This is a genomic window from Kribbella hippodromi (genome assembly GCF_039531045.1).
GTDB classification, from domain to species: Bacteria; Actinomycetota; Actinomycetes; order Propionibacteriales; family Kribbellaceae; genus Kribbella; species Kribbella hippodromi.
In genome coordinates, this window is sequence record NZ_BAAAPH010000018.1 from 171,147 (window position 1) to 197,387 (window position 26,241).

Sequence of the window (26,241 nt, forward strand, 5' to 3'; positions counted from 1 at the left end):
TGACAGCGTGACCGATACGTTGAATCTTCCTGTCCTGCCGTTGGACGACGCGGTGGTCCTGCCGGGGATGGTCGTGCCGGTCCGGCTCGCTGACAGCGAGGCCCGGGCGGCGATCGATGCCGCGCAGGCCGCGGGTCACGACCAGGTCCTCCTGGTGCCGCGGCTGGACGGAAAATATGCGAAGGCCGGAACGCTCGGCGAGATCGAGCAGATCGGCCGGCTGCCGGGCGGTGCCCAGGCGGCCGTGATCCGGGGTACCCAGCGGGTCCGGATCGGCGCCGGGACCACCGGACCGGGGGCAGCGCTCTGGGTGGGCGCGACGGTGATGCACGAGATCACCGACGACCGCTCCGCCGAGCTGGCCCGTGAGTACAAGACTCTGACCACCTCCGTGCTGCAACGTCGCGGCGCGTACCAGGTGATCGATTCGATCAAGCAGGTCGACGACCCGGCGGAGCTGTCCGACCTGGCCGGCTACGCGTCGTACCTGACCAACGAGCAGAAGTCCTGGCTGGCCGAGAACGCCAATGTGTCCGAGCGGCTGGAGAAGCTGATCGGCTGGGTGAAGGACCACCTCGCCGAGCTCGAGGTCTCCGAGACGATCCAGAAGGACGTCCAGGAGGGCATGGAGAAGCAGCAGCGCGAGTTCCTGCTGCGCCAGCAGATGGCGGCGATCCGCAAGGAGCTGGCCGAGCTGGACGGCAAGGCCGAGTCCGAGGAAGAGGACTACCGGGCCCGCGTCGAGGCGGCCGATCTGCCGGAGCACGTCGCGAAGGCGGCGCTGGCGGAGGTCGACAAGCTGGAGCGGACCGCCGAGCAGTCCCCCGAGGTCGGCTGGATCCGGACCTGGCTGGACACCGTGCTCGAACTGCCCTGGAACGATCGCACCGAGGACAGCTACGACATCCGCGAGGCGCGGGCCGTACTGGACGCGGATCACGCCGGGCTGGACGATGTGAAACAGCGCATCACCGAGTACTTGGCCGTTCGGCGTCGTCGTGCGGCCCGTGGCCTGGGGGTCGTCGGCGGTCGCCGCAGTGGGGCCGTACTCGCGCTGGTCGGCCCGCCTGGGGTCGGCAAGACGTCGCTGGGTGAATCCGTGGCGCGGGCGATGGGACGGAAGTTCGTCCGGGTCGCGCTCGGTGGAGTCCGGGACGAGGCCGAGATCCGCGGTCACCGGCGTACGTACGTCGGCGCGCTTCCGGGCCGGATCGTCCGGGCCATCACGGAGGCCGGTTCGATGAACCCGGTCGTGCTGCTGGACGAGATCGACAAGGTCGGCGCGGACTACCGGGGCGACCCGACCGCGGCGCTGCTGGAGGTGCTCGACCCGGCGCAGAACCACACCTTCCGGGACCACTACCTGGAGGTCGAGCTGGACCTGTCCGACGTGGTCTTCCTGGCCACGGCGAACGTTCTGGATTCCATCCCGGGGCCGTTGCTGGACCGGATGGAGCTGGTGCAGCTGGACGGGTACACCGAGGACGAGAAGGTCACCATCGCCCGTGACCACCTGCTCCCGCGTCAGCTGGAGCGGGCGGGCCTGACGGCGGACGAAGTAACCATCCAGGATTCGGCGCTGCGGGTGCTCGCGGGTGAGTACACCCGGGAGGCCGGTGTCCGGCAGCTCGAGCGCTCGATCGCCCGCGTACTGCGGAAGGTCACCGCTCAGCTGGCGCTGGGTGAAGAGCTGGGTGCCCTGACGGTCGGCTCTGGTGAGCTGAAGAAGTACCTGGGGTCGCCGAAGTTCACACCGGAGTCAGCGGAGCGTACGGCGCTACCGGGCGTGGCGACCGGTCTTGCCGTCACGGGTGCTGGTGGTGACGTGCTCTTCGTCGAGGCATCGCTGGCGGACAAGGAGACCGGCCCGACCGGAGTCACGTTGACCGGACAGCTCGGTGACGTGATGAAGGAGTCGGCGCAGATCGCCCTGTCGTACCTGCGTTCGCACGGCGCGGAGCTGGGTCTGCCGGTCGGTGATCTGGCCGAACGGAACGCCCACATCCACGTACCGGCCGGAGCTGTCCCGAAGGATGGACCATCGGCCGGTGTGACGATGACAACGGCGCTGGCGTCGCTGCTGTCCGGGCGGCCGGTCCGTTCGGAGGTCGCGATGACCGGTGAGGTGTCGCTGACCGGCCGGGTGCTCCCGATCGGTGGCGTGAAGCAGAAGCTGCTCGCGGCGCACCGGGCCGGCCTGACCACGATCCTGATCCCGAAGCGGAACGAGCCGGACCTGGAGGACGTACCCGCCTCCGTACTGGCCGAGCTGACCGTGCATCCGGTGAGCGACGTCCGCGAAGTGCTCGATCTGGCACTCGAACCGGCCGAGCTCGCGGCACACCAGTACGCCGCCTGAGGTAGCTGGACGACAAGCCCGCGCGACACGCGCGGGCTTATCGTCCTTTCGGATGAATCCTGTCCAGCTAGTGTGACTGAACTCATAGTCGTCGCCGTAACCCAAACGGCGCATCCCGTAGTCTCTATAACCATGCGCGTGCGGGAGAAAGGCGACCGGGGAGTCGTCCAATCGGTGGTTCTGTTCCTTGGGGTGAGCGTGCTGTCGGGGGCTCTGGCCGCCGGTCTCGCCATCCCGTTCGCCGGCCTCGCCGGCTTCACCACCCAGAAAACCTCCGAGACGCTGCAGGATCTGCCGCAGCAGTTCGACGAGGTCCCGCTGAAGCAGAAGAGTCAGATCTTCGCCGCCGACGGCACGCTGATCGCGACGCTGGCCGAGCAGAACCGGGTCCCGGTCAAGCTCAGCCAGGTCGCGCCGATCATGCAGAAGGCGATCGTCGCGATCGAGGACGACCGGTTCTACGAGCACGGCGCGCTGGACATGAAGGGCACGCTCCGCGCGCTGCTGCAGAACCAGTCGTCGGGGTCGGTGCAGCAGGGTGGTTCGAGCATCACCCAGCAGTACGTGAAGATCAGCCTGGTCGAGAAGGCGAAGACGCCCGAAGAAGTCGCCGCGGCGACCGCCGACACGTACCAGCGCAAGGTCGCCGAGCTGCGGTACGCGGTGGCGGTCGAGAAGCAGTACTCGAAGAACGAGATCCTGGAGAAGTACCTCAACCTCGCCAACTTCGGCGACGGCGCCTGGGGCATCCAGCAGGCCGCGCAGCACTACTTCTCGGTGAACGCCTCCCAGCTCACCCTCGCCCAGGCCGCGATGCTGGCCGGCCTGGTGAAGAACCCCACCGGCTACGACCCCACCAACAACGCCAAACGCGCCAAGGACCGCCGCGACGTAGTCATCCGCCGCATGCTCGAACTCAAGGTCATCTCCCTCTCCCAGGCCAACTCGGCCCTCAAGACCCCGGTCATCGACCCAGCCAAGGTCCGCCCCAACAAACTAGGCTGCGCCAACGGCCCATACCCCTTCTACTGCGAGTACGTGGTTTCGGAGCTCGAGAACAACCCGGCCTTCGGCAAAAGCAAGACCGAACGCTCGAACTACCTGAAGACCGCCGGCCTGACGATCCGTACGTCCCTGGATCCCAAGATCCAGGCTGCCGCCCAGCGCTCGATCGACACTCACTCGAAGCCGACCGACCAAGCCGTCGCCGCGGTGACGATCGTCGAACCGGGCACCGGCATCGTGAAGGCGATGGCACAAAGCCGCCAGTACGGCAACAAGCGCGGGCAGACCGCCTACAACTACAACGTGGGCAAGAGCTACGCCGGTGGTTACGGCGGCTACCAGATCGGCTCGACGATGAAGGCCTTCACGATCGCAGCAGCGATCGAGAAAGGCTTCCCGCTGAACTACAAGATCAAAGCGCCCGACACCATCGACCTGCGGGACACCAAGTTCCAGACCTGCAACGGGACGACCCGCGACCCGTCGTACCAGCCGAGCAACTCGACCAAGAACGTGCCCGAGCCGACCATGATCCAGGCGGCGCAGAAGTCGACCAACACCTACTTCCTGCTGCTGTCGCAGCAGACCGGCTTGTGCCCGATCGCCAAGCTCGCCGCCAAGCTCGGCCTGTACAACGCCCAATCGGGCGAGCCGCTACAGCAGGTCGCGTCGATGACCCTCGGCATCGACTACGTGACCCCCGTGCAGTTGAGCGCGGCATACGCAGCCTTCGCAGCGCGGGGCATGTACTGCACGCCGTGGCTGATCACCTCCGTCAAGGACTCGGCCGGCAAGTCGATGCCGACCCGCGGCGCGGACTGCAAGCAGGCAATGGCTCCAGAGGTCGCCGATGGCGTCAACGCCGTGCTGCACCAGGTGATGGAGCCGGGCGGAACCGGCCAGCACCTGAAGTTCGGTAACAGCGATTTGGCCGGCAAGACCGGAACCATCCAGAAGGCCAAGGCTGTCTGGTACGCCGGCTACTCGTCGAAGCTTGCTGCCGCGGCGGTCGTGGCCGACGCCTCTCCGCCGTACGCGCCACTGATCGGGCAGACGCTGAACGGCGAGAAGATGCGGGACGCGTCGGGTTCCGGGACCGCCGGACCGATCTGGGAGACCGCTATGCAGGGCGCCCTCAAGGGGTACCCGACCACGCGCTTCACCGCACCGAGCTCGACCGTCTCCCGCGGCAATGTGAAGGACCTGCCGTTCGTGAACGGCATGAACCCCGACGACGCGTCGAACAAGCTCAAGCAGGCCGGCTTCCAGGTGACAGTCGCCTCCGGCACAGTGAACTCCGAAGAGGCGGCCGGCACCGTCGCGTACACCGATCCCCGTCAGCGCGACGGCGCCCCCGACGGTTCGCTCGTCACCATCTACATCTCCAACGGCAACAAACAGGGTCAGCCGCAAAACTCCACCAAACCCCCTGGCGGTAACGGCAACGGCAACGGCCGTGGCCGCGGCCACGGCTAAACGCGGTGGGCCTCATCCGACGAGGATGAGGCCCACTGTCGTTTCGTCAGCGGAAGACCCAAGGGGTGTACCAGGTGTTGTACCCAGGCCCTTCGTCATCGATCGCCCGGAAGTACCAACCTTTCGGGAACATGTTCGTCCATTCGGACTTCTCTCCCGGACAGAACTGCTGCGTCAGCCTTCCCTGCACGATCAGGTTGCTGCGCGCCCGCTCAAGCGACACGGTGTGGCAGGGATAGCCGATGGTGGGTGCAGCGAACGAAATCGCCCAAACCGCCTGACAGGCCGGCGAATAGTAGACATAGGTGTAGTTGGTTTGCGGATCAATAGCGATGGCCCGCTGATCCTTGGTGCAGCCCATCGAGACCGGGCCCTTGTTGTAGCACGATTCACCGACGCAGCCGACTGCGTTGGCTGCCGGTGCTGTGACTACTGTCAGACCGACGGCCGCAAAGGCCATCGCCAGAAGTGCAACGAGGTGTTTCTTCATCAAATCCTCCTTGTCGCCGTTGGATGACTACCCGGGAGAGATGCTGTGGATCGTCGTCGGGTCAGCGGAAGACCCAGGCGGTGTAGTCGGCGGTGCCACCGCTGGCTGTGTCGTTGCGGACGGCTCGGTAGTACCAGCCGCCGGGGAACATGTTGGTCCATTCGCGGGCTTCGCCGGGGCAGTGCTCGACCCGGAGCCGGGACTGGACGATCAGGTTGCTGCGGGCGCGCTCCAGCTCCAAATACCAGCAGCTGTGCAGCGGCTCCCAGTTGGAGTCCGCCCAGGCCGCGCGGCAAGCCGGCGAGTACAGGACCTGCAGATTGCCCCGCCAGGCGGGATCGGAGATCAGGCGCTGATCTTTCGTACAACCCATGGCTACGGGGCCTTTGTTGTAGCACGTCTCGCCGTAGCACCCGACCGCGTACGCGCTCGGAACGCCCCACGCGAAGACTCCCGTAATGATCGCCATACCGGCGAGAAATATTCTGGTAAGTCTCATGAGCGAAGCAGATTTTGAAATCACCAACAGTTCGCCGGCTGGAATGAAAATTGCAGCTTCTTGCAATCAGGAAAAGACCAGCGGGCGAAACGCGAAGACACCCAGCAGAAGAAGCGCTGTCGACGCCAGTAAATGGATCACCGTAATCGCTCGTCCGGCGCTGATCCGCCGTCGGATCGCCTTGCCGATCGCAACTGCGCCAACCACCAGCGGTAGGCCGATGACGAACACAATGATCACGCTCATCCCCGTTTTTCCTTCGGGGTCGGCACCGAATGGTGCCCAAGGGGCGTCCAGGATTCGGCCGACGACTTGGCGCACAAGCAGATCCCCGATCACCACCGGATAGCCAAGCAACAAACCCACCACAACCAGCGCCAGGTAACCCGCCCCAACGGTCATCACATTAACGCGTGGTGGCGTTGAACGACTCGAAGATCTGATAGACACCGAAGACCTCCCGCCCGTGCAGTTCGGCGCCGGCGCCGGTGCCGTTGTAGCGGGCGAAGATCGCCTTCAGTTCGGTTTCGGTGTAGTTCAGCCGCAACCCGGTGACGCCGACCTCGTCTGCCCCTTGGAACAGCACCAACGGTACCGTCGCGATGTTGTACGTCCCGTCGTCGTGCAAAGAGTTCCAGACATTCTCCACCACGTGCCAGTCCTCGGCGTCGAGCTGGTTCCCGGGGATCAGTCCACGCTGCATCGCCCAGTTCCGGGCTCGGATCGCGGTTGCGGCGAAGATCTGCGCGATACCGGTACTGCAGTCCTCTCGGACTACGAGCGGCGGAGTCGGCGCGGGTCCGACCGGCACCTGCTCCCACGCCTCACGCTGGTGCCGGTACACGTACCAGGACTGCACCAGCGCATCGACGCCGGCATCCAGTACGTCGCGTTTCCAGTACTCCCAGTAGATCTCGGACTGCACCAGCGCCTTGCGTACGCCGTACGAGCGACTGAGGTTCGTGATCTGCTCGTCGTAGGCAACGATCACGTCCAGCGATTCGCTCACCGTGTGTACCAGGTTCGCCGTGTTCGACTCGACCTGGTCGATGTACTCGGTGAACCGATCGTCGATCGCCGGCCGGTGCGCCGGATTGAAGTACGTGTCGAGCTTGTCCCGCGTGGTGACCTTGGCCTGACCGTAGTCGCGGCCCGAGTAGATGTTGTTGTCGATCTGAATCGCCGCCGCACCCGAGCCGACGGTCACCGTCGAGATCTGGTCGAACGCCCAGTTCAGCGGCATCGGGAAGCCGAGATTGCCGCTGAACCCGGTCGACATGTCGGAGACGAAACTGGTCACCGTCAGCCCTTGACCGAAGAGCCGGCTGCAGACGTTGCGCGCCCCGTACACGCCGATCCGGTACGGGTTGCCGTACAACTCCATTGCCTTGCCGATACCACGGAAATGCGGAATGATCGCCGCGGTGATGTCGTTGTCGAGGGCATCGAAATCGACAGCGAAATAGATCGTCGTACCCCGCTCGAAACCGTAGTCGCTGGCTGCTTCCAAAGCCAGGCTCGCGTCGCGCGCACCCTGCTGTTCGTTGAAGTACGAGGCCGCGCCGCCGTACGTCTGATAGATCGGAAAGACCCGCATCCCGGCGGCGAAGATCGTTGCCAGCTCGGTCGGCTTGATTTTCTTGTCGAGCGTGCTGCCGGGGACGTTGGACAGATAGCGGCCGACGACCCGATATCCCGCCTGCGCCAGGGCCGCGGCCCGCGCCGCCGTGACTTCGGTGACGCAGTCGCACGCATCACCGCGCCGCTCGGGATCACCGTTGCTGACCAGCAGCGATGACCAGGTCTGGTAGTCACCCGTGCCGTTCAGCGGAAGGCCGACGAACAGCTGAAAGGTGCGTACCTGGTCGGCTACCGGCTGCGCGTACAGTCCGTCGAACGCGACCTCGTACTTGTTGAAGATCATCGCCGCCTGGAACAACCGGACGTACGAAGCCATCGCGCTGTCCGACATCCCGACCGTGATCGGGGCACGCGCCTTCACCGCGGACCTGGTCCCCGGTCCATACGTCCCATTGGCGCCGGCCACTCCAAGCTCCATCTGCAACGCATAGATCAGCGCTTTGGCCACATCCCGCGACGAGTGCCCGTCACACGGGATGATGAAGAACCACGACTGGTCGACGTACTTGCGGTTCATCCACTGCTGGACGGATCGCACCAGCCCGGAACCGTTCTCGACCACCACGTACGCGTCCATGGTCAACAGGGCCTTGAACTCCTTGGGCGCAACGGTTCTGCGGCCGTCGGTGAAGCCCATGTTCGAGCGCATCTCCGCCACCGATGCCTCGGTCGCCTGGCCGTACGAGCCGCTGATCGACTCACCCCAGTAGCCCTTGCAGTACAGGCCGCACTGCACGATCCGGACCACGTTTTCGGGCGTACCGGCCTTGATTTCGCCGAACTTACTGGCGAGCAGGGACAGCGTGGTCGGGCCGAAGGTGTCGGACAGTTGGCTCCCGGACAGGCCCAGCTCAAGCTGAAGCGCGCGGGTGAGGGCGAACATGGTCGGCCACCCGGTCCGGCCGGATTCCGGTGCCGGTACGAAACCGGGGCGCCCGGCGTACGCACGGTTGACCCAGCGCTGCGCCTCGAGTACCCATTCGTCGACCTGCGTCGAGAGCAAGCCCCGGCTGCTGAAGTTGGCCTGGAACAGACGCTGGTCGCCGGTCAGCCGGCTCAGCGGGGCCGCGGTCGGTGGCGTACCGATCGCCGAGTCGGCCAGCGGACCGTCGCCCGGTGCGGGCGGTACCGGCGCCAGCTGCGCCGTGGCTGCTTCCGGTACGAGAATTGCGGCACTTCCGGCGCCCGCGGTGACACCGAACAATCGGAGTAGATTTCTCCTGGATAGATTAGTGATGAATTGATCCCGCACCGTGCGTCTCCATTCGGCGCAGCGCTGCACAACGCGCATCGGGCGCGGCTGTGTAACGCGAACGATTGGGCGGATTGAGTGGACACGAAGTGTGCGGAGAAGGCTACCGGCGGGATGGTCGGTGGTAAATGACTACCGGCCACATTGCAGGTTTGTGCAATGTGGCCGGTGGGGTGGTGCTGGGGTCAGGCGCCTAGTTGGCGTTTTACTTCGGCGGAGACGATGGCGCCGTCGGCTTTGCCTTTGACCTTGGGCTGGAGGGCGCCCATGACCTTGCCGATGCCGCGGGGGCCGAGTTCGGCGGCGCCGGTGGTGGCGATGGCCTCGGTGACGAGGGCCTTGATTTCGTCCTCGGTGAGTTGTTCGGGCAGGTACTCGGCCAGGATGTCCGCCTCGGCCTGTTCCTTGTCGGCGAGTTCGGCGCGGCCGGCGTCGCGGTAGGCGGTGACGGACTCGCGGCGTTTCTTCGCCTCGGAACTGAGTACGTCGACGACCTCGGCGTCGGTGAGTTCGCGGGCCTCCTTGCCGGACACCTCGGCTTTGGTGATCGCGGTCAGCGCCATCCGCAGGGTCGATTTGCGGATTTCGTCGCGCGCCTTCAGGGCGGCGGTCATGTCGTCGTGCAGGCGCTGTTTCATTCCGGAGTTGGACATGACCATGATTGTGGCAGGCTGGAGCAATGAGCTTGCGCGGGATCGCCAGTGCCACGTTGAAGACCACGGCCGTCGCCGGTGCCGTCGGTGCCGCCTGCGTCGCGTACGCAGCCGGGATCGAGGTCCGCTGGTTCACCGTGCGCCGCTTCACCGTGCCGGTGCTCCCGGAGGGTACGGCGCCGCTGAAGGTGCTGCATCTGTCCGACCTGCACCTGATGCCCACGCAGGAGCGGAAGATCCGCTGGGTGAGCGAGTTGGCCGCGCTCGATCCGGATCTGGTCGTTACCACCGGCGACAACATCGCGCACGAGGACTCGGTCCGCCCGCTGCTCCGTGCGTACGGGGATCTGCTCGATCTTCCCGGCGTGTTCGTGTTCGGCTCCAACGACTACTGGAAACCGCACTTCAAGAACCCGGGCAAGTACCTGCTGCCCGCGACGAAGCAGCGGCACAAGCCGCACGGGCCGGACCTGCCGTACGAGGAGATGCGCTCCGCCTTCAGCGGCGCCGGCTGGATCGACCTGAACAATCTCAAGGCGACGCTGAAGGTGAACGGCCTGCGACTGGACTTCGCCGGGACCGATGATCCGCACATCCGGCGCGACCGGTACGCGGAGGTGGCGGGTGAGGTCGATCCGGGGGCTGATCTGTCGATCGGCGTCACGCACGCGCCGTACCAGCGGATCCTGAACGCGTTCGTCGGAGACGGGTACCCGCTGGTGCTTGCCGGGCACACGCACGGCGGGCAGCTGGCGGTGCCGTTCTACGGGGCGCTGGTGACCAACTGCGACCTCGACACGTCGCGGGTGAAGGGGCTCTCGACCTGGGGGTACGCGGGCCGGCAGGCGGCTTTGCACGTGTCGGCCGGGCTCGGTACGTCGCCGTACGCGCCGGTCCGGTTCGCGTGCCGGCCGGAGGCGACGTTGCTCACTTTGGTGCCGCGGGTAAACCCGATTTCGCTCGGACGCTGAGCCCATGTAAGCTACTCGCGACTTCGGGCTGTGGCGCAGCTTGGTAGCGCGCTTCGTTCGGGACGAAGAGGTCGCAGGTTCAAATCCTGTCAGCCCGACCAACATTCAGGGCCAGTCACTACGGTGGCTGGCCCTGAGTGCGTTACCGGGCACGGCGTGGAGGTGCTGGGGTGAGCGGGTCCGATCACTACGAGGTCCTGAACGTCGAGCGGACCGCTACGACAGCCGAGATCAAGACGGCTTACCGGAAGCTGGTTCGGCAGGTACATCCGGACCAGGGTGGGAGCGCGGCGCTGTTCCGGGTCGTGCAGGAGGCGTGGACCACCCTCGGCGACCCAGCCAAACGAGCCGCCTACGACCGCCATCTCACGGGCACCAGCTCTGGCGGTGCGACCGGCCCGGCTGGTGGTGGGGGCGGCACGACAGGTGCGGGCGCTAGCGCCGGGGCAGGTGGTGGATCGGACAGTGCTGGTGGACCGAGCGCGGGTGGTGGGGCTGGAGCTGGTGAGGCGTTCGGTGCGGGTTGGAGTGCGGAGCCAGAGCAGGGGCCGGTGGTGGTTCGGCCGGGGTTTGGGCGGTGGCGGGGGGTCGCGTTGGGGGCGTTGGCGGTGTACGCCGTCGGTGTCGGGCTCAGCTTCCTGGACAGCGGTCTGGACGGCGGTTGGTACATCGCCATCGGCATCGGACTCGCCTCCACGATCGTCCTGGCCGCACCACCGCACTGGAGCCGCCGCATCCCCCTGCACCGCCTCTTCAAGGCGTACGGCGTAGTAACCGCCCTCGGCTGCACCTGGACCCTGTTCTTCACGAACAACATCGGCGCACTCGACCGTACGTTGCTAGCTACCCTTCTGGCCGGCCTGATCATCGTCAGCTTCCTCACCAGGCGCTGGTCGAAGGTACATGCGCTCGACACCACCATCGACCCGCCCGCCGCGTACGACTTCAACCTCTGGGGACGCCCCGGCGAACCGCTCATCGACGACGGCCGCACCGCCCCGCTCGCCCCGGACGACGTCCTCCGGCACCGCCGCACCGCCAACGTCCTGGACGCGGTTGTCTCCATGCTGCGAGCCGCCAAGCTGGTACACGGCGCGCGCATCGGCGACCTGGCCGTCAGCCACCTGCTCCTCAACGGCCACCGCATGGCGCTGGTCAGTTCAGTCATCGGACCGCCCGCCTCGTACGCCCTGGACGCGTATGGCTCGCTGGTGTGCAACGGCCGCCCAGTAGCAGGCCCCCAGCTCGACAGTGCGCTCACAGCGTGGCGTACACGGCACCCAGAACTGGACGTACGCGGCTTCCTGATCATCCACCCATTCGTGGACGGCCAGAGCGGCATCACCACCCAGTCGGCCCCGGACGCCGCCGTGACGCTCCTCCCGGCGCAGACAGCAGCCGGTGAACTGCTCCACTGGCTCCAGGCGGAGGGCAACCTCCTGGACCGCCGCGTGCTGTACGACATCCTGCACCGCGCCCCGTACGGGCTGGGAGCCCGATAGCCTGCCGCAATGAGCCAGGAGGACGACGACGACCGGATGCCGGATGATCTGGAAGCCGTTCTGGAGGCCGCCGAGGAGGCTGAAGCGGCCAAGCGGGAGCGCAAGGGACGGTACGACGCCCCACCGCTGCCGCCGTTGCTGATCTTGGCCGTTGTCGGCCTGCTCTGCGGGTTCGCGACCATCGCGCTGGTGTGGCTGAGTGAGCGCGGCTGCGAACGGTTCCGGGACACCACCAACTGCGGTGCCCTCGGGCTCCCGCTGCTGGTGCTGATCGTGGTGGTCACGGTGGTGCTCGGTGGGCTGGCGCTGAGCCGGCTCGCGATGCCGCACCCGCGGCTGATCCCGTTCCTCGGGGTGGCGTTCATGGTGGCGCTGGTGGTCGCGTTCCTGACCGGTCACCTGGACTCGCCCTGGATCATCGCCGTCGTACCGGCGCTGACCGCCATCACTTTCCTGCTCGCCAATCTCATCGCCCGACTGCTGGAGCGCGCCGATGCCTGACCTGCCCGTCTACGAGTGCCCGCGGACCACCACCACACCGAATCTGGACGGCACGCTGACCGATCCGGCCTGGGCGATCGCGCCCTGGACCACCGACTTCGTCCCGATCGCCGACGGCCCGGCGCCGCGGTTCCGGACCCGGGCGAAGCTGATGTACGACGACCAGTACCTGTATGTCGGCGGTCTGCTCGAGGAACCGCACGTCTGGTCGACCATGACCGAGCACAACAGCAGGCTGTACTTCGAGAACAACTTCGAGCTGCTCCTGGACCCGGACGGCGACCAGCTGAACTACTACGAGTTCGAGATCAACCCGCTCGGCACCATCTGGGAGTTGACGCTGCCGAAGCCGTACTTCGACGGTGGCGTACCGATCGACCCGTCGAACCTGCCGGGTCTGCGGACCGCGATCCACATCGACGGTACGGTCAACGACCCGTCCGACACGGACACCGGCTGGTCAGTGGAGCTGGCGGTGCCGTGGGCGGACCTGGCCGCGTACAACAAGGGCCGGGCGACCCCGCCGAACCCAGGTGACGAGTGGCGGATGAACCTGATGCGCTGCCAGTGGCCGCACGAGGTGGTCGACGGGGCGTACGTGAAGGGTGCGGAGAGCGAGTTCTGGGTCTGGTCGCCACAGGGCGTCGAGGACATGCACCTGCCGGAACACTGGGGCGTCCTGCGGTTCTGATCCGCCCGGTAGCTCCGCCCGGCAGCCCAGTGACCCCCGTGACACGGCGTTAACACGAGCACGAGACAATGAGGCACGTGAACTTGGGGGACTCCGGCGACGCACACAGTCTGGAGGCGGACCAGGTCGTCAGCGCGATAGAACGCGCCTGTGAGAGCGACCTGCGGACCGCCCTCCGGCTGGTCGCGCGTTACTCGGCGTACTGGTGGTCGAACGGGCTCCAGGACGAGGCCGCCGCGGCGGCTGAGCGCGTACTGAGCATGCTCGGCCGCACTGTTCCGGTAGGGCTGGACGAGGAGTACCTGCTCGCGGTGATCCACGGAGCCGCGTCAGCCGAGCAGGAGCAGGTGGAGCTGGCGCAGCAGGTCGTACTGACCGCTACCGGCCCGTTCCGGTACTCCATCACCGTGCTGCTCTGGTCGCTGGTGTTCGGCCCGTTCGAGCCGGCTGACGTGGTTGAGGACGTACTGAACCGCAACGAGGCCGGTGACGCGTGGACACGAGCGGCGGTGGAGCTCTGTCGCGGTTACCCCGGTCTGACAGCTGCTAGCCCGGATGACGCGGCGCAGTCGCTGCGTACGGCGCTGGGCCGCTTTCGCATGCTGGATGACCCGTGGGGCCTGTTCCTCGTACTCAGCGCCCTGCGGCAGGTTGTCGACGATCCACTGGATGTCACTACTGAGGCACTGGAGCTCGCTGAGCAGCTGTGTCTCGTCGAACAGACCGCACTACTGCTCTGCGAGCGCGCGGACCTCTACCGGTCGCTGGGGAAGCTGGAGGACGCGCACGCGGACTACAGCCGTGCCCTGTCCATCGGGGAGCACTCCGACCTGCTGGAGACCGTGGCGGCCGCCCGGATCGGTCTGGCCCGTACGGCGCGGCACTCAGGCAACCTGCCGAGTGCCCGTACCCACCTGTCGGCGGTGCTGACACTGCCGAACCTAGAAGACGCGCATTTCGAGGCGCTGCACGAGCTCGGCGTGCTGAACGCGTCCGAGGCCTCCGCCTAGCCTGCTCGGGTTAACCCCGGGGGGATATCCCCCGGCGGATTGTGGGGTCAGCCACATCGCGGCGCGCGGCGCGGCTGGTTAGAGTCGGGAGCTAATCGGCACCGACTGCAACGGAGCAGCTGATGGACAAGACGTACGGGTCACCGCGGGAAGCGGTGGCGGACATCGGGGACGGGGCGAGCCTCGCCGTCGGCGGGTTCGGGTTGTGCGGCAACCCGATGCAGCTGATCAGCGCGCTGCACGACAAGGGGGTGACCGGGCTCAGCGTCGTGTCGAACAACTGCGGCGTCGACGACTGGGGACTCGGCATCCTGCTCGCGGACAAGCGGATCGCCAAGATGACCTCGTCGTACGTCGGGGAGAACAAGGAGTTCGCCCGGCAGTTCCTGTCCGGTGAGCTGGAGGTCGAGCTGACCCCGCAGGGCACGCTGGCCGAGAAGCTGCGGGCCGGCGGTTGCGGGATCGCCGCGTTCTTCACGCTCGCCGGGGTCGGCACCCAGGTCGCCGACGGCGGGCTGCCGCAGAAGTACAACCCGGACGGTTCGGTGGCGAAGGCGTCGGAGCCGAAGGAGACCCGGGAGATCAACGGCACGACGTATGTGCTGGAGGAGTCGATCACCACCGACTTCGGGCTGGTGCACGCACTCAAGGGCGACACGCACGGAAACCTGGTCTTCGACCGCAGCGCGCGCAACTTCAACCCGCTCGCGGCGATGGCCGGCCGGGTCACGATCGCCACCGTCGAGGAGCTGGTCCAGCCTGGTGAGCTGAACCCGGACGAGATCCACCTGCCCGGCGTGTACGTCCAGCGGGTCGTTGCTGTCGGCAAGGACATCGAGAAGCGGATCGAAAAGCGAACGGTGCAACCCCGCGAAGCCTATGAGGCCCAGCGCGAGAAGCTGGAGGCCTGAGATGCCACTCACCCGTGAGCAGATGGCCGCCCGGGCCGCGGCGGAGCTCGAGGACGGTTCGTACGTGAACCTCGGCATCGGCCTGCCGACCCTGGTGCCGAACTACATTCCCGACGGCGTCACGGTCGTGCTGCAGTCCGAGAACGGCATCCTCGGCGTCGGCCCGTACCCGGTCGACGGGGACGAGGACCCGGATCTGATCAACGCCGGCAAGGAAACCGTCACCACGTTGCCGGGGGCAAGCTTCTTCGACTCCGCGCTGTCCTTCGGGATGATCCGCGGCGGCGCGATCGACGCGGCCATCCTCGGTGCCATGCAGGTCTCGGCCAAGGGCGACCTGTCGAACTGGATGATTCCCGGCAAGATGGTCAAGGGCATGGGCGGCGCGATGGACCTGGTGCATGGCGCCAAGCAGGTGATCGTGCTGATGGAGCATGTCGCCAAGGACGGGTCGCACAAGATCCTCGAGGAGTGCACCCTCCCGTACACGGGCCGCGGCGTGGTCGACCGGATCATCACCGACCTCGCCGTCCTGGACGTGACCGACGACGGCCTGCGCCTGGTCGAGCTCGCCGACGGCATCACCTTCGACGAGCTGCAGGCGAAAACCGGAGCCCCGATCAAGCAGTAGCCGATCCGGTGTACCCCCATATCGTTTATCGTTAGTATCGAGAAACGATATGGGGGTACTTGGAATGAAACTTGGCTGGAGCCGTACTGACAGCAACGCCTTGACCGGTCTGCTCGGTCTCGCCTTCGCGATCGAAGGGCTGCTCGGGGTGCTGATCCCGGCGCTGCACATCGCCGGCCTGATCGGCGCCCGCGCCACCCGGGAGGTCGGCGTGACCGACCTGGCGCAACCGCTCGCCGCGAGCGGAGGCCTGACCGGAAGCGGCGGCATGACGGGAGGCGGCGTCATGACGCTGTCCGCCGCCGAATCCGCGACCCTCACCGTTGCCGACCCGAGCCTTGGTCAGCGGGTCCTGCTCGACCTGCCGGCCCTCTTCAACGCGGTGCCGATCCTGCTCGGCCTCTACCTGCTGTTCCTGGTCGCGCGCACGCTGAGCACCGGCGACCCGTTCGAGCCCCGCAACCCGCGCCGAATCTTCGGGATCTCGATCCTGATCGTGATCGGCTCGCTCGGCGACGGCCTGCTGACCGCCCTCACCAACCACTTCCTCGTGGTCGGTACACCGCTCGAGGAGCATGTGCCGTTCTCCTGGCACATCTCTTTCCTGCCGCTCGGTGTCGCAGCCGTCGTCGCCGCACTGGCGCAGGCGTTCCGCGTCGGCGTACGGCTCCGCGAGGACACCGAAGGGCTGGTGTGATGCCACCGGAGGACGACCACCGCATCCAGGTCAATCTCGCCCGGCTGCTGGCCGAGCGCGACCTGACCTTGGCGGAGCTGGCCCGGCGCATCGATGTGACCGTCGTGAACCTGTCGGTCCTGAAGAACGGCCGCGCCAAGGCGATCCGCTTCTCCACCCTGACCGCGATCTGTGACGCCCTCGACTGCCAGCCAGGCGATCTCCTCGAAATCCGGTGACTCCTCGTAGCCGAGCGGTTGATTGGAGTGAGCGACGGGAGCTCAGGCGGAGTATCGGAGATCAGTTGCCGGAAGAGGGCTGGGTTAGGAGGTGGAAGTCGGGTATTACGGGTGGGGTGGAGTTGGATGTGTTGGTGATCGGTGGGGTTGGGATCGACACGATCGTGCGGGTGCCTGCGCTGCCATTGGCGGACGTGGACTCGGTCTCGGTCGAGCCGATCGAGTCGTACCTGGCGCATACCGGGCACGGTGTCGCGCTCGGGTGCCACCTGCTGGGTTTGCGGGCGGGCCTGGTGGATGTGATCGGTGACGATCCGGAGGGCGAGCGGATTCGGCGGACGTACCAGGAGCTTGGGCTGCCGCTGCGCTTCGCGCTGCACCCGAGCGGCACCCGGCGTTCGGTGAACCTGGTGTCGCCGGACGGGCGCCGGCTCTCGCTGTACGACGGCCGCCACCCGTACGGACTGCGCGTCGACCCGAACTTGTGGCGACCATTGATCCGGCGCGCCGAGCACGTCCACGTCTCGATCATGGACTTCGCCCGGGACGCCCTCGGGGACGCGATCGCCGCCGACCGCTCGATCTCGACCGACCTGCACGACTGGGACGGCCAGAACGACCATCACAAGGACTTCGCCACCGCCTCGGACATCGTCTTCGTCTCCGCGAGCTCGCTGCCGGCCGACGGCGTGGAGTGGATTCTCGCGAACGGCCGCGCCGAGGTGGTGATCGCGATGGCCGGCGCGGACGGCAGCTACCTGCACGTCCGCGGCGAATCCGTCCAGCACTTCCCCGCCATCGAGTTCAAGGACCGCCCGGTCGTCGACACCAACGGCGCCGGCGACGCGTACGTCGCCGCGTTCCTGGCGCGCTACCTCGACGGAGCCACCTGGCCCGAAGCCGCCCTCGCGGGCACGCTCGCCGGTTCCTGGGCGTGCGGCTCTGCGGGCACCCACACGAACCTGATCACGGCTGAGGAGCTCGCTGTTCGAAGTAGAACGCACGGATGAAGCAGTCGCGAGGCTGACCGACCGCGAACAGGACGCAGTCGACCACCGAGTCAGCGGTCAGCTCGGCTTCCGCCGCTCGCGGGCCGTCCTGGACGAAGTCGGGCGGGAAGAGCGAGATCACCCGGATTCCTTCCGGCCGCAGCCGTGCGGAAAGGATTTCGGCGTACCCGGCCTGCGCGTGCTTGGCGGCGTAGAACGCGGGGTGCGCTTCTGATCGATGGTGGCCCGGCTCGCCCGCGGCGGAGATCAGGTTGACGATGTCGGGACGGTCCGAGGCGCGGAGGAGCGGGAGCAGGCGCTCGGTGAGCAGGACGGTACCGGTGGCCGCGCCGGCGATCGTGTCACCGATCTCCGCGGCGGTTGCGGTGCCGTCGAGGTAGCGCGCGCCGCTGTTCACGAGTACATCGAGCTGGTCGACGGGGAGTTGTTCGATCGAGGCTGGGTCGGAAAGGTCGAGTACGGCGGCGGTCGCGGCACCGCCCGCGGCCCGGATGAGCTCGGCTGTTTGCTCGGCGGCGGCGATGGTTCGCGCGGTGGCAAGAACGTGCGCGCCGCGATTGGCGAACGCCAGGGCGAGTTTCCGCCCGGTGTCACGGCCGGCGCCGGTGACGAGTACGTGTCGTCCGGTGAAGGTCATGGGCCCCAGGCAAACACCTCCAGCCGACTGGAGGTCAAGCCGATCCACGCCAGACGGCCACTCCAGCTGACCGAAGGTCAAGGTCCTCCGTGCCAGCCGGTTGGCGGTCAGGTTCAGCCGCGGGTCATCGGTGGGTGCAGGGTTGGGGCGGTGCCGCGGTGGAAGAGCTGGGCGGGGCGGCCGCCGTCGCGGGTCGTGGTCGCGCCGGATGGTTCGACGAAGCCCGTTGTCTTCGTGACTTTGCGGTGGAAGTTGCGCGGGTCCAGCGGCGTACCCCAGACCGCTTCGTAGATCCCGCGCAGTTCGGAGATCGTGAACTCCGCCGGGCAGAACGCGGTCGCCAGCGGCGAGTACTCGAGCTTCGCCCGCGCCCGCTCGACCCCGTCACCCAGAATCCGGCGATGATCAAACGCCAAACCATCAGCTACAGCCTCAGGCCCTGCGGCGCCGTCTTGGAGGAGGCTGGCGACCTCGACCCATGAAGCCGACGAGGCGTCCGAGCCGGCGACAGGCGCGGGTGGATCGGGGACCAGCGCCAAGTACGCCACGCTGACCACGCGCCCGCGCGGATCGCGGTCCGGCGCGCCGTACGTCGCCACCTGCTCGAGGTGGATCCGCTCCGACGACAGCCCGGTCTCCTCAGCCAGCTCACGCCGCGCGGCCGACTCCAGATCCTCGTCCGGCCGCACGAAACCACCAGGCAGCGCCCACCGCCCCAGGTACGGCTCGATGCCCCGCCGGATCAGCAGCACCTGCAGCCGCCCGTCCCGCACCGTCAGGATGACCAGATCCGCAGCCACCCCCACCGGCACGAAATCAGCCCCGGCCGCCGGCCCGCGCGCCGCCAAGGCAGGCCGGGCCGGCACTCCACCGCGGCTACCGGATGCGCCAGGAACACTCCGCCGCCCATCTCCGTCACACCCCATCCCCACACTCTAATCGTCACCTTGACGAAAAGCCACGAACCCTCTTATCGTCATAGTGACGACAAGGAGACAGCAGCAATGGCAGACATCACCCGGTTCCGCCTCGTCAGTCACCTGCGGGCGAACCCCACCACCCACGTACGGCACCTCCGCAACGGCAAACTCGCGCACGAAGGACCCGGCCAGGCGTTCTGGTTCCGGGCGCTGAACTCGTCGCTGAGCGAGGTACCGATCGACGACCGCGAGCAGCCGCTGCTGTTCCACGGCCGGACCGCCGACTTCCAGGACGTCGCGGTCCAGGCGTCGGTCACGTACCGCGTCACCGACCCGGAGCTGGCCGCGTCCCGGCTGGACTTCGGCATCGACCCGGACACTGGACTCTGGCGGTCGACCCCGCTCGAACAGATCGGCGGCCTGCTGACCGAGCTGGCCCAGCAGACCGCGCTCGACCTGCTCGCTCGGATGACCCTGACCCAGGCGTTGTCCGAGGGCCTGACCGCCGTCCGTCAAGCCGTCGGCACCGGGCTGCGTGCGGACGGACGGCTGAGCGGACTCGGCATCGGCGTCGAGGACGTCCGCGTGGTCGCGCTCCGGGCCGAGCGCGACGTCGAGAAGGCGCTGCAGACCCCCGCGCGCGAGTCGGTGCAGCAGGCCGCGGACAAGGCGACGTACGAACGGCGCGCGATGGCCGTCGAACGCGAACGCTCCATCGCGGAGAACGAGCTGCAGAACCAGATCGAGCTCGCCCGCCGCGAAGAGCAGCTGGTCAACCAGCGCGGCCAGAACGAGCGGATGCGCGCGACCGAAGCCGCCGCGGCCGGGCAGATCGAGACCGAGGCAGCCGCCGGCCGTCAGCGCGCGCTGAGCCAAGCGGAGGCGGACGCCAAGCGCGTACTGGGTGCGGCCGAGGCCGACGCGAAGCGCGCGCTGGGTGCAGCCGAAGCAGCCACCGAACAGGCGATCCTGGAGGCGTACGGACAACTCGACGCGGCGACCGTCCTTGCCCTCGCGATCAAGCAAACCGGCCTGCCGGAGATCGGCTCGCTCAACCTGACACCCGACCTGATCACCCCGCTGATGGCCAAGCTGGTCGCGCAATGACGCTGCCACCCAGGGCCGTGATCGTGCACCGGGCGACCGAGCTGACCGAGCTCGTCGCCCGGCACGGGACACGGCAGCAGGCCGGGTTCTTCCTGGCCGGACGCGGCCGCGACCTCGCCGAGCTGGACGTACGGCACCAGGCCCAGCAGGACGCACTGGCAGCGGTTTCGGCGGCGATCCCGCTGGACTGGCGCCGAGCTGTTGCTGAACGCAACGACCTGGACCGGTTCGGGTTCGCCCCGGAGGATGTGGTGATCGCGGTCGGCCAGGACGGTCTGGTCGCGAACGTCGCCAAGTACCTGAACGGCCAGCCGGTGATCGGCATCAACCCTGAACCGGACCGGAACCCCGGCGTACTGGTACCGCATGAGCCGGCCGCGATCGCCGACGTACTGCGCAGCCGCGATGTGGCCGAGCGGACGATGGTTGCCGCACGCACCGATGATGGTCAGCAACTCGTCGCATTGAACGAGGTGTACCTCGGGCACCGTACGCACCAATCCGCCCGGTACCGGCTGAGCTCCCCGGACGGGCTGCCCGAGCGACAGTCGTCATCGGGAGTCCTGATCGGCACCGGCACCGGGGCGACCGGTTGGTGCCGATCGGCCTGGCAGGAACGGCGCAGTCCACTCGCCCTGCCCGGCCCGACCGCGCCAGTACTGTGCTGGTTCGTACGCGAAGCGTGGCCGTCGCCCGCGACCGGCACCGACCACACCGAAGGGTTGCTCAAGGCACCGGACTCGCTGACGATCACGGCCGAGTCCGATCTGGTCGTGTTCGGCGACGGGATGGAGTCCGACACCTTGAGCATCGGCTGGGGTCAGCGCGTCAAGATCGGCGTGGCGCCGGTCAAGTTGCACTTGGTGCTCTGAATGGTCGCGTGCCACGCCGAGTACAGCCGACGGGCCGAGCCGCCGATCGGACCGACCGCGTTGAACACCGCGCCGCGACTGGCCGGCTTGGCGTTCTCGATCGCGCCAACCGCCGCTTCGGGGCTGTCGATTGTCGACGAGCAGACGCTGAGGATGTAGTCCGGCACCTGCAGCTTCGGGTCGACGCAGCCGACCAGCGGTACGCCGACCGCGGCGACGATCGGGAACACCGTGCCCGGGATACCGACCGCGCACTCCACGGTCGCCGACTCCGGCACCGAGCCGAGCGAGCTGAGCTCGTAGCGATCCCACAGCGTACGGTCCTCGCGCGGATGCAGCCCCACGACGATGTGCTTCCCCGCCGCCTCCAACTTCGCCGCGGCATCGAGCAACAGCTGAGTACCGGGTGCCGCGTTGCCGGTCTGATCCGGGTGCGTGACGCTCGTCAGCACAAGTACGCGGTCCTTCCGCGGGGCGTACTTCGGCAGCGTGTCCGTCTGCGCCGAGCCCACCATGCGTACGCGCCGGCGCCAGCCCAAGTACGCCCCGAACACCTCGGACTCGGCCGGCGAAGCAGCCGTGACCAGCTCCAAGCGCGATCGGAACTCCTTGGCCCGCGGCGCCTCCACCGGCTTCAGGTACGCCAGCGAACTCGCCGCCATCGGCAGCCGCTTCAGCGCTTTCGCGACATCCGCCGGCCAGGCCTCGGCGCCATTCATAACCAGCAGATCAGCCTGCGGTACGTCATTCAGCGTCGCGACCCGCACCGGGTCACCGGGCTTGAGCTGGGTCAGGTCCGGTACGACCTGGATCAGTTCCCAACCACGCCGTTTCGCCTCCGCCAGCAACGGCTGCGCGTGGTACGTCCCCCACGGCTCGTTAGTTGCCAACAGCACCCGAGTCCGCCGTGGCCGCGCGGCCGGCGACAACCCCGGCGTCGCGGCCAGTCCGATTCCAAGAGCGCCGGCCTTCAACAGCGTACGTCGCGTCGTGATCATGCCCGCGAGGCTACGAAGGCTGGGTGAACAAGTGCTAGATCTCCTTCGACGGCTGGATGAGCAAGTGTGGGAGGTTGACGTGGCGCGGGCGGTTGATCACGTACGCGACCAGGTCCGCGACCTCGCTGACCGGGACCGCGGGGAGGGTCTTGCGGAGATCGTCGACCATCGCCTGGAGTTCGGGCGGGAAGGTGTCGGCGAGTTCGGTGTCGCCGATCATGCCGGGTTCGAGGTCGGTCACGCGGATGCCTTCGGGGGCCAGTTCGGCGCGGAGCGTGCGGGTCAGGTGGCTGACCGCGGACTTGGACGCGCCGTACACGGCCATGCCTGGATTGATGCGCTCACCGGCGAGCGACGAGACGTTGATCAGGTCGGTCGTACGCGTCGCCGCCGACCTTCGCAGGGCCGGGAGGAAGGCGTGTGTGACGGTGATGACGCCGGTGACGTTGACATCGACGATGCGCCGCCAGTCGTCCAGCGGGCCGTCGGCGAACGGGACCACCCGCATCAGGCCCGCGTTGTTGACCAGCAGGTCGAGGTCGCCAAGGCGGTTCTGTACCAATGCAGCGGCCTCGGCCACGGAGTCCGGCTCGGTGACGTCGGCGGGTACGACGAGCGCTGTACCGCCCGCTGCCGTGACTTCCGCGGCGACCTTCTCCAGGCGGTCGCGGCGCCGGGCGAGCAAGGCGACCGAAGCGCCGTCGGCGGCAAGGCGGGTGGCGATAGCGGCACCGATTCCGCTGGCGGCGCCGGTGATGAGTGCGGTGCGTGAAGTGTTCATGCTTCAACCGTCGTCATTGGATGTTGGGCGCAGAAGAGCCGGTTCGACCGTAGGTCTGGCAGTACCACCCAGGCGGTTGGGCGGGCGGGGATACTGGGCGGGTGAGTGCGCGACCGGAGTTGGGCGAGTTCCTGCAGACGCGACGGGCCCGGGTGCGCCCCGAGGACGTCGGGCTTCGGCCGGGGCATGACCGGCGGGTCGCCGGGTTGCGGCGGGAGGAGGTCGCGCTGCTGGCCAGTGTGAGCGTGGACTACTACGTGCGGCTCGAGCAAGGTCGTGCCGGCAATCCGTCGGTTGCCGTACTGACCGCGGTCGCCGACGCGTTGCGGCTGAACCAGGCGGAGCGTGACCATCTGCGTACGCTCGCCTGCTCCGCGCCGCCCGCCGTACCGCCGAAGCCGACTGTCCGGCCGCAACTCCAGGCGATGATCCACGCGATGCGCGAACTCCCCGCGATCGTCGTCGACCGCCTGAGCAACGTCCTCGCCTGGAACGACGCCGCCACCGCCGTCATCGCCGACTTCGAGGACCCGACGCGGCGGAACCTCGCCAGGTTGTACTTCCTGGACGAGGACTCACGCACGTACTACGCCGACTGGAACACAGTCGCGCAGGACGCCGTCGCTCTGCTGCGCCGCGCATCCGCCGAGTACGCCGACGACACCGAACTGCACGCCCTGGTCACCGAACTCCGCACCGCCAGCCCGGACTTCGACCGCTTCTGGACCTCCCAGGACGTACAAAACCGCTCCCACTGCCCCAAAACCCTCAACCACCCCACCGCCGGCCAACTGACTTTCACCCTCGAGTCCCTCCAACTCCCCGGCGACCCCGACCAGCACGTCCTCACCTACACCCCCACCACCCCCTCCACCGCCGCCTGGCTAAACCTCCGCACCACCACCCCCTCCCCCTCCACTGCCGCCTTATCTCACCGCTGACGGCCTACAACAGGCCAGCGGCGAAACAACCCGCCAGTAGAAGGTGCAGTCGAGAGGTTCGCCTCTTAGCTGGGCGGTTACTGCCCGGATGCAGGCCGTGAACCAGCAGTTTCAGAGGTGAACCCCGCCGTAAACCACACCCTCCACAACCACCACAGCACCCTGCTCGAATGCCGGTTGCTCGCGCGGGGCACTGCCGCTGCCCCAACCGCAGTTGCTCGCCAAGTGCAGCTCAGGCCACCACAGTTCGCGCCGCCTGATGAGCTGTCGCGCCGGAGGTGTGTCCTTCCTGGGTGACGGTTTTCCCGTGTTGTTTACGGGAGGTGAGCGGGTGGGTGGGGATTGTGTTCAGATTGAGGCTTCACCTACCGCCCATAGGGGGAGATGCTCGTATGCGCAGGAATCGGATTCGGGCCGGGTTGGCCCTGGTTGTTGCGGCTGTGGTGGTGCCGGCCGCGTCGTTGCAGGCGGTCGCGGCACCGGAGCAGCCGCTCGTACAAAAGACCAGCGCGGAGCGGCCGTTCGTACGAGGAACCGCGACGGTGCCGGTGTACGACTACGGAAAGGCGATCCACGAACGCGTACAGGTCGACGTACCCAAACTCGACGGTGACGCGAACGGGATCACCGATCAAGTCACCGTCGACATCATCCGTCCGAGCGAAGCCGCCGACGCCGGGATCGACGTACCGGTCATCATCCAGGCCTCGCCGTACTACGCGAGCGACCCGGCCGGCTACTTCGACGGCGTCGGCGTACGTCAGGTGTACGGCAGCTGGCTGGACAACTATTTCGTACCGCGCGGTTATGCCGTCGCCTTCGTCGACATGCCCGGTACGTTCCGCTCGACCGGATGCAGTGATGTCGGCGCGGACCTGGAGGTACTGGGGACGAAGTCCGTCATCGACTGGCTGAACAACCGCACCACCGCCCACAAACCGGACGGCAGCGTCGCGAAGGCGGACTGGTCGACCGGCAAAGCAGGCATGATCGGCGTGTCCTGGAATGGCACCATCGCGAATTCGGTCGCCAGCACGGGCGTACGCGGATTGCAGACGATTGTCCCGATCGCGGCGATCTCCAGCTGGTACGACTACACCCGCGGCTTCGGCGTACCGTTCTACGACGAGTACATGGGCTTCCTGCACGACTACGTCAGCAATGACGCGTCCCCGCGGTGCGCCGCGATGACGAACGAGATCGAGCAGGACTCGGACACCCGCACCGGTTCGTACAGCAAATGGTGGGATCCGCGGAACTACCGCCTCGACGCCTCGAAGGTGAAGGCGAGTGTGTACGTCGTGCACGGGCTCGGCGACGAGAACGTGAAGACCCGCCAGTTCGGCGAATGGTGGGACGAGCTCGCGAAGCGGAACGTGCCGCGGAAGATCTTCCTGCACCAGGGCGTGCACCTGGACGGGTTCAGCTTCCGGGACGAGTGGGTCGACAAGCTGCACCCGTGGTTCGACTACTGGCTGCAGGGTCTGAACAACGGCGTCATGCAGACCCCGCAGGCGACGATCCAGCGTGAGGACGGTTCGTTCGTCGACGAGGCGCGCTGGCCGGCGACCGGTGCCCGGCAAACCACGCTGAAGCTGAGCAAGGCGGCCGGTGCGAAGGCCGGTGGGCTGTCGATCGCGGCCGCGTCGAGCGACCCGATCAGCTTCACCGGTACGGACAAGGAGTCCGCGGACACCGTCGTACTCGACCCGACGACTCAGCGGGCGGATCGCGCCGTGTTCCTCAGTGACGCGCTGGAGAAGGCGGTCCGGGTCAGCGGTACCGGGAAGGTCTCGGTCCGGGTCAAGGTGAACAAAGTTGCCGCAGGCATCAAAGCCCGGCTGGTCGACTACGGTACGGCGAACCGGTACGTGAACGTCACGAACGTACCGAACACGCGCGTGTGCTGGGGCGGGGGCAACGCCCTCGACACTGGCTGCTACGCGCAAACCCAAATCAACACCGCGGTATCGGACACCTCGGTCGTCGTCCGCAGTCTGGCCGACGTCGGTCACTACAAATCCCTGTACACCAAGGAATCCCTGCGATCCGATCGTTGGTACGACCTATCGTTTGAGCTCAACGCCGATGACGTGGTGTTTGCCCCCGGCCACCGTCTCGGCCTGGTGCTGACGGTCGAGCCCGACAACCCGTCCATCCCGTTCACCGGCGCGACGATCACCCTGGACCCGTCCCGCTCGTCCCTCACCCTCCCGCTGACGGGCTACACCACAGCCCTGCAAACAGCCGAGGTCCCGCAAGCGCGAGTCCCGTCCACCCGCCTGGCCCAGCCCGAACCGGAAAAGAACCCGGTCGAGCTCATGAAGCAGATGGTCGAAGCTTCCCGCTGATCCGGGGTTGACCCCTGAGCTGGTGGGTTTGGCCCCGAGATTCTCAGGGGCCAACCCACCGTTGAACTGGTCCCCAGAAGTTGGACTGTGGAATTCGGTTCCGACTCCTGGGGAGCA

25 protein-coding genes and 1 tRNA gene are annotated in these 26,241 nt (G+C 67.2%); 17 read left to right on the plus strand and 9 right to left on the minus strand.

Translation table 11 applies throughout. The features are described 5' to 3' along the window. Positions 1-7: 7 nt before the first annotated feature. Positions 8-2,359, plus strand: coding sequence for an endopeptidase La (gene lon / locus ABD260_RS26265; protein WP_344237416.1), 2,352 nt, complete (start codon positions 8-10; stop codon positions 2,357-2,359). 132 nt (positions 2,360-2,491) lie between these two features. After that, positions 2,492-4,840, plus strand: coding sequence for a transglycosylase domain-containing protein (locus ABD260_RS26270; RefSeq protein WP_344237418.1), 2,349 nt, complete (start codon positions 2,492-2,494; stop codon positions 4,838-4,840). A gap of 46 nt (positions 4,841-4,886) precedes the next feature. Here ABD260_RS26270 and ABD260_RS26275 read toward each other — a convergent pair whose 3' ends face one another. From ABD260_RS26275 to ABD260_RS26295, 5 genes are all read right to left on the minus strand, one after another. After that, a complete protein-coding gene (locus ABD260_RS26275) occupies positions 4,887-5,330 on the minus strand; it encodes a hypothetical protein (RefSeq protein WP_344237420.1) in 444 nt (147 codons plus the stop codon). A gap of 61 nt (positions 5,331-5,391) precedes the next feature. Then, entirely contained in the window at positions 5,392-5,829 is a 438-nt protein-coding gene (locus ABD260_RS26280) for a DUF2690 domain-containing protein (RefSeq protein ID WP_344237422.1), read from the minus strand. A 66-nt stretch (positions 5,830-5,895) separates the two neighbouring features. Then, positions 5,896-6,231, minus strand: coding sequence for a hypothetical protein (locus ABD260_RS26285; protein ID WP_344237424.1), 336 nt, complete (start codon positions 6,229-6,231; stop codon positions 5,896-5,898). Between the two features lie 4 nt (positions 6,232-6,235). After that, the gene (locus ABD260_RS26290) at positions 6,236-8,674 is read right to left on the minus strand and encodes a glycoside hydrolase domain-containing protein (protein WP_344237426.1); all 2,439 of its coding nucleotides are present in this window, start codon (positions 8,672-8,674) and stop codon (positions 6,236-6,238) included. A 233-nt stretch (positions 8,675-8,907) separates the two neighbouring features. Continuing rightward, on the minus strand, positions 8,908-9,375 hold the full coding sequence (locus ABD260_RS26295; RefSeq protein ID WP_344237428.1) for a GatB/YqeY domain-containing protein: 468 nt from the start codon (positions 9,373-9,375) through the stop codon (positions 8,908-8,910). 26 nt (positions 9,376-9,401) lie between these two features. On the opposite strand from ABD260_RS26295, the gene ABD260_RS26300 reads away from it, so the two are divergent. The 11 genes from ABD260_RS26300 (at position 9,402) to ABD260_RS26350 (ending at position 17,517) form a co-directional block, all read left to right on the plus strand. Continuing rightward, on the plus strand, positions 9,402-10,346 hold the full coding sequence (locus ABD260_RS26300; protein WP_344237430.1) for a metallophosphoesterase: 945 nt from the start codon (positions 9,402-9,404) through the stop codon (positions 10,344-10,346). Positions 10,347-10,370: 24 nt separating this feature from the next. Next, positions 10,371-10,447 (plus strand) — tRNA-Pro (locus ABD260_RS26305). Positions 10,448-10,516: 69 nt separating this feature from the next. Then, positions 10,517-11,848 carry a J domain-containing protein gene (locus tag ABD260_RS26310; RefSeq protein ID WP_344237432.1) on the plus strand — a complete coding sequence of 444 codons (1,332 nt, stop codon included), beginning with the start codon at positions 10,517-10,519 and terminating at the stop codon, positions 11,846-11,848. 9 nt (positions 11,849-11,857) lie between these two features. Then, positions 11,858-12,349, plus strand: coding sequence for a hypothetical protein (locus ABD260_RS26315; RefSeq protein WP_344237434.1), 492 nt, complete (start codon positions 11,858-11,860; stop codon positions 12,347-12,349). Next, positions 12,342-13,040, plus strand: coding sequence for a carbohydrate-binding family 9-like protein (locus ABD260_RS26320; RefSeq protein WP_344237436.1), 699 nt, complete (start codon positions 12,342-12,344; stop codon positions 13,038-13,040). The genes ABD260_RS26315 and ABD260_RS26320 overlap by 8 nt, the downstream gene beginning before the upstream one ends. A 77-nt stretch (positions 13,041-13,117) precedes the next feature. After that, positions 13,118-14,050, plus strand: a complete 933-nt coding sequence (locus ABD260_RS26325) for a tetratricopeptide repeat protein (protein WP_344237438.1) — start codon at positions 13,118-13,120, stop codon at positions 14,048-14,050. Between the two features lie 122 nt (positions 14,051-14,172). Beyond that, positions 14,173-14,961: a CoA transferase subunit A gene (locus ABD260_RS26330; RefSeq protein WP_344237440.1), complete on the plus strand. Its 789-nt coding sequence runs from the start codon at positions 14,173-14,175 to the stop codon at positions 14,959-14,961. A 1-nt stretch (position 14,962) separates the two neighbouring features. Continuing rightward, positions 14,963-15,592, plus strand: a complete 630-nt coding sequence (locus ABD260_RS26335; RefSeq protein ID WP_344237442.1) for a CoA transferase subunit B — start codon at positions 14,963-14,965, stop codon at positions 15,590-15,592. 64 nt (positions 15,593-15,656) lie between these two features. Further along, entirely contained in the window at positions 15,657-16,289 is a 633-nt protein-coding gene (locus ABD260_RS26340) for a DUF2975 domain-containing protein (protein WP_344237444.1), read from the plus strand. Continuing rightward, positions 16,289-16,507, plus strand: coding sequence for a helix-turn-helix domain-containing protein (locus ABD260_RS26345; protein ID WP_344237446.1), 219 nt, complete (start codon positions 16,289-16,291; stop codon positions 16,505-16,507). Before ABD260_RS26340 ends, ABD260_RS26345 begins: the two co-directional genes overlap by 1 nt. Positions 16,508-16,623: 116 nt before the next feature. Further along, entirely contained in the window at positions 16,624-17,517 is an 894-nt protein-coding gene (locus ABD260_RS26350; RefSeq protein WP_344237448.1) for a carbohydrate kinase family protein, read from the plus strand. On the opposite strand, the gene ABD260_RS26355 is transcribed toward ABD260_RS26350, so the two are convergent. Together ABD260_RS26355 and ABD260_RS26360 are read right to left on the minus strand one after the other, a co-directional pair. Beyond that, complete coding sequence (locus ABD260_RS26355; protein ID WP_344237450.1) at positions 17,474-18,154, minus strand: SDR family NAD(P)-dependent oxidoreductase; 681 nt, start codon at positions 18,152-18,154, stop codon at positions 17,474-17,476. The genes ABD260_RS26350 and ABD260_RS26355 overlap by 44 nt on opposite strands. 113 nt (positions 18,155-18,267) lie before the next feature. Beyond that, the gene (locus ABD260_RS26360) at positions 18,268-19,020 is read right to left on the minus strand and encodes an NUDIX hydrolase (RefSeq protein WP_344237452.1); all 753 of its coding nucleotides are present in this window, start codon (positions 19,018-19,020) and stop codon (positions 18,268-18,270) included. 138 nt (positions 19,021-19,158) lie between these two features. On the opposite strand from ABD260_RS26360, the gene ABD260_RS26365 reads away from it, so the two are divergent. Both ABD260_RS26365 and ABD260_RS26370 read left to right on the plus strand, forming a co-directional pair. Further along, positions 19,159-20,181 (plus strand): SPFH domain-containing protein, encoded by a 1,023-nt coding sequence (locus tag ABD260_RS26365; protein WP_344237454.1) that lies wholly within the window; start codon positions 19,159-19,161, stop codon positions 20,179-20,181. After that, a complete protein-coding gene (locus tag ABD260_RS26370) occupies positions 20,178-21,053 on the plus strand; it encodes an NAD(+)/NADH kinase (protein ID WP_344237456.1) in 876 nt (291 codons plus the stop codon). The genes ABD260_RS26365 and ABD260_RS26370 overlap by 4 nt, the downstream gene beginning before the upstream one ends. Here ABD260_RS26370 and ABD260_RS26375 read toward each other — a convergent pair. After that, entirely contained in the window at positions 21,002-22,051 is a 1,050-nt protein-coding gene (locus ABD260_RS26375; protein WP_344237458.1) for a hypothetical protein, read from the minus strand. The two genes, ABD260_RS26370 and ABD260_RS26375, sit on opposite strands and share 52 nt — an antisense overlap. Positions 22,052-22,085: 34 nt before the next feature. Beyond that, positions 22,086-22,832 carry an SDR family oxidoreductase gene (locus ABD260_RS26380; protein WP_344237460.1) on the minus strand — a complete coding sequence of 249 codons (747 nt, stop codon included), beginning with the start codon at positions 22,830-22,832 and terminating at the stop codon, positions 22,086-22,088. A 101-nt stretch (positions 22,833-22,933) separates the two neighbouring features. Here ABD260_RS26380 and ABD260_RS26385 point away from each other — a divergent pair, with 101 nt between their 5' ends. Both ABD260_RS26385 and ABD260_RS26390 read left to right on the plus strand, forming a co-directional pair. After that, positions 22,934-23,773, plus strand: a complete 840-nt coding sequence (locus tag ABD260_RS26385; RefSeq protein WP_344237462.1) for a helix-turn-helix transcriptional regulator — start codon at positions 22,934-22,936, stop codon at positions 23,771-23,773. A 392-nt stretch (positions 23,774-24,165) separates the two neighbouring features. Next, entirely contained in the window at positions 24,166-26,124 is a 1,959-nt protein-coding gene (locus ABD260_RS26390; RefSeq protein WP_344237464.1) for a CocE/NonD family hydrolase, read from the plus strand. Positions 26,125-26,241: the final 117 nt, after the last annotated feature.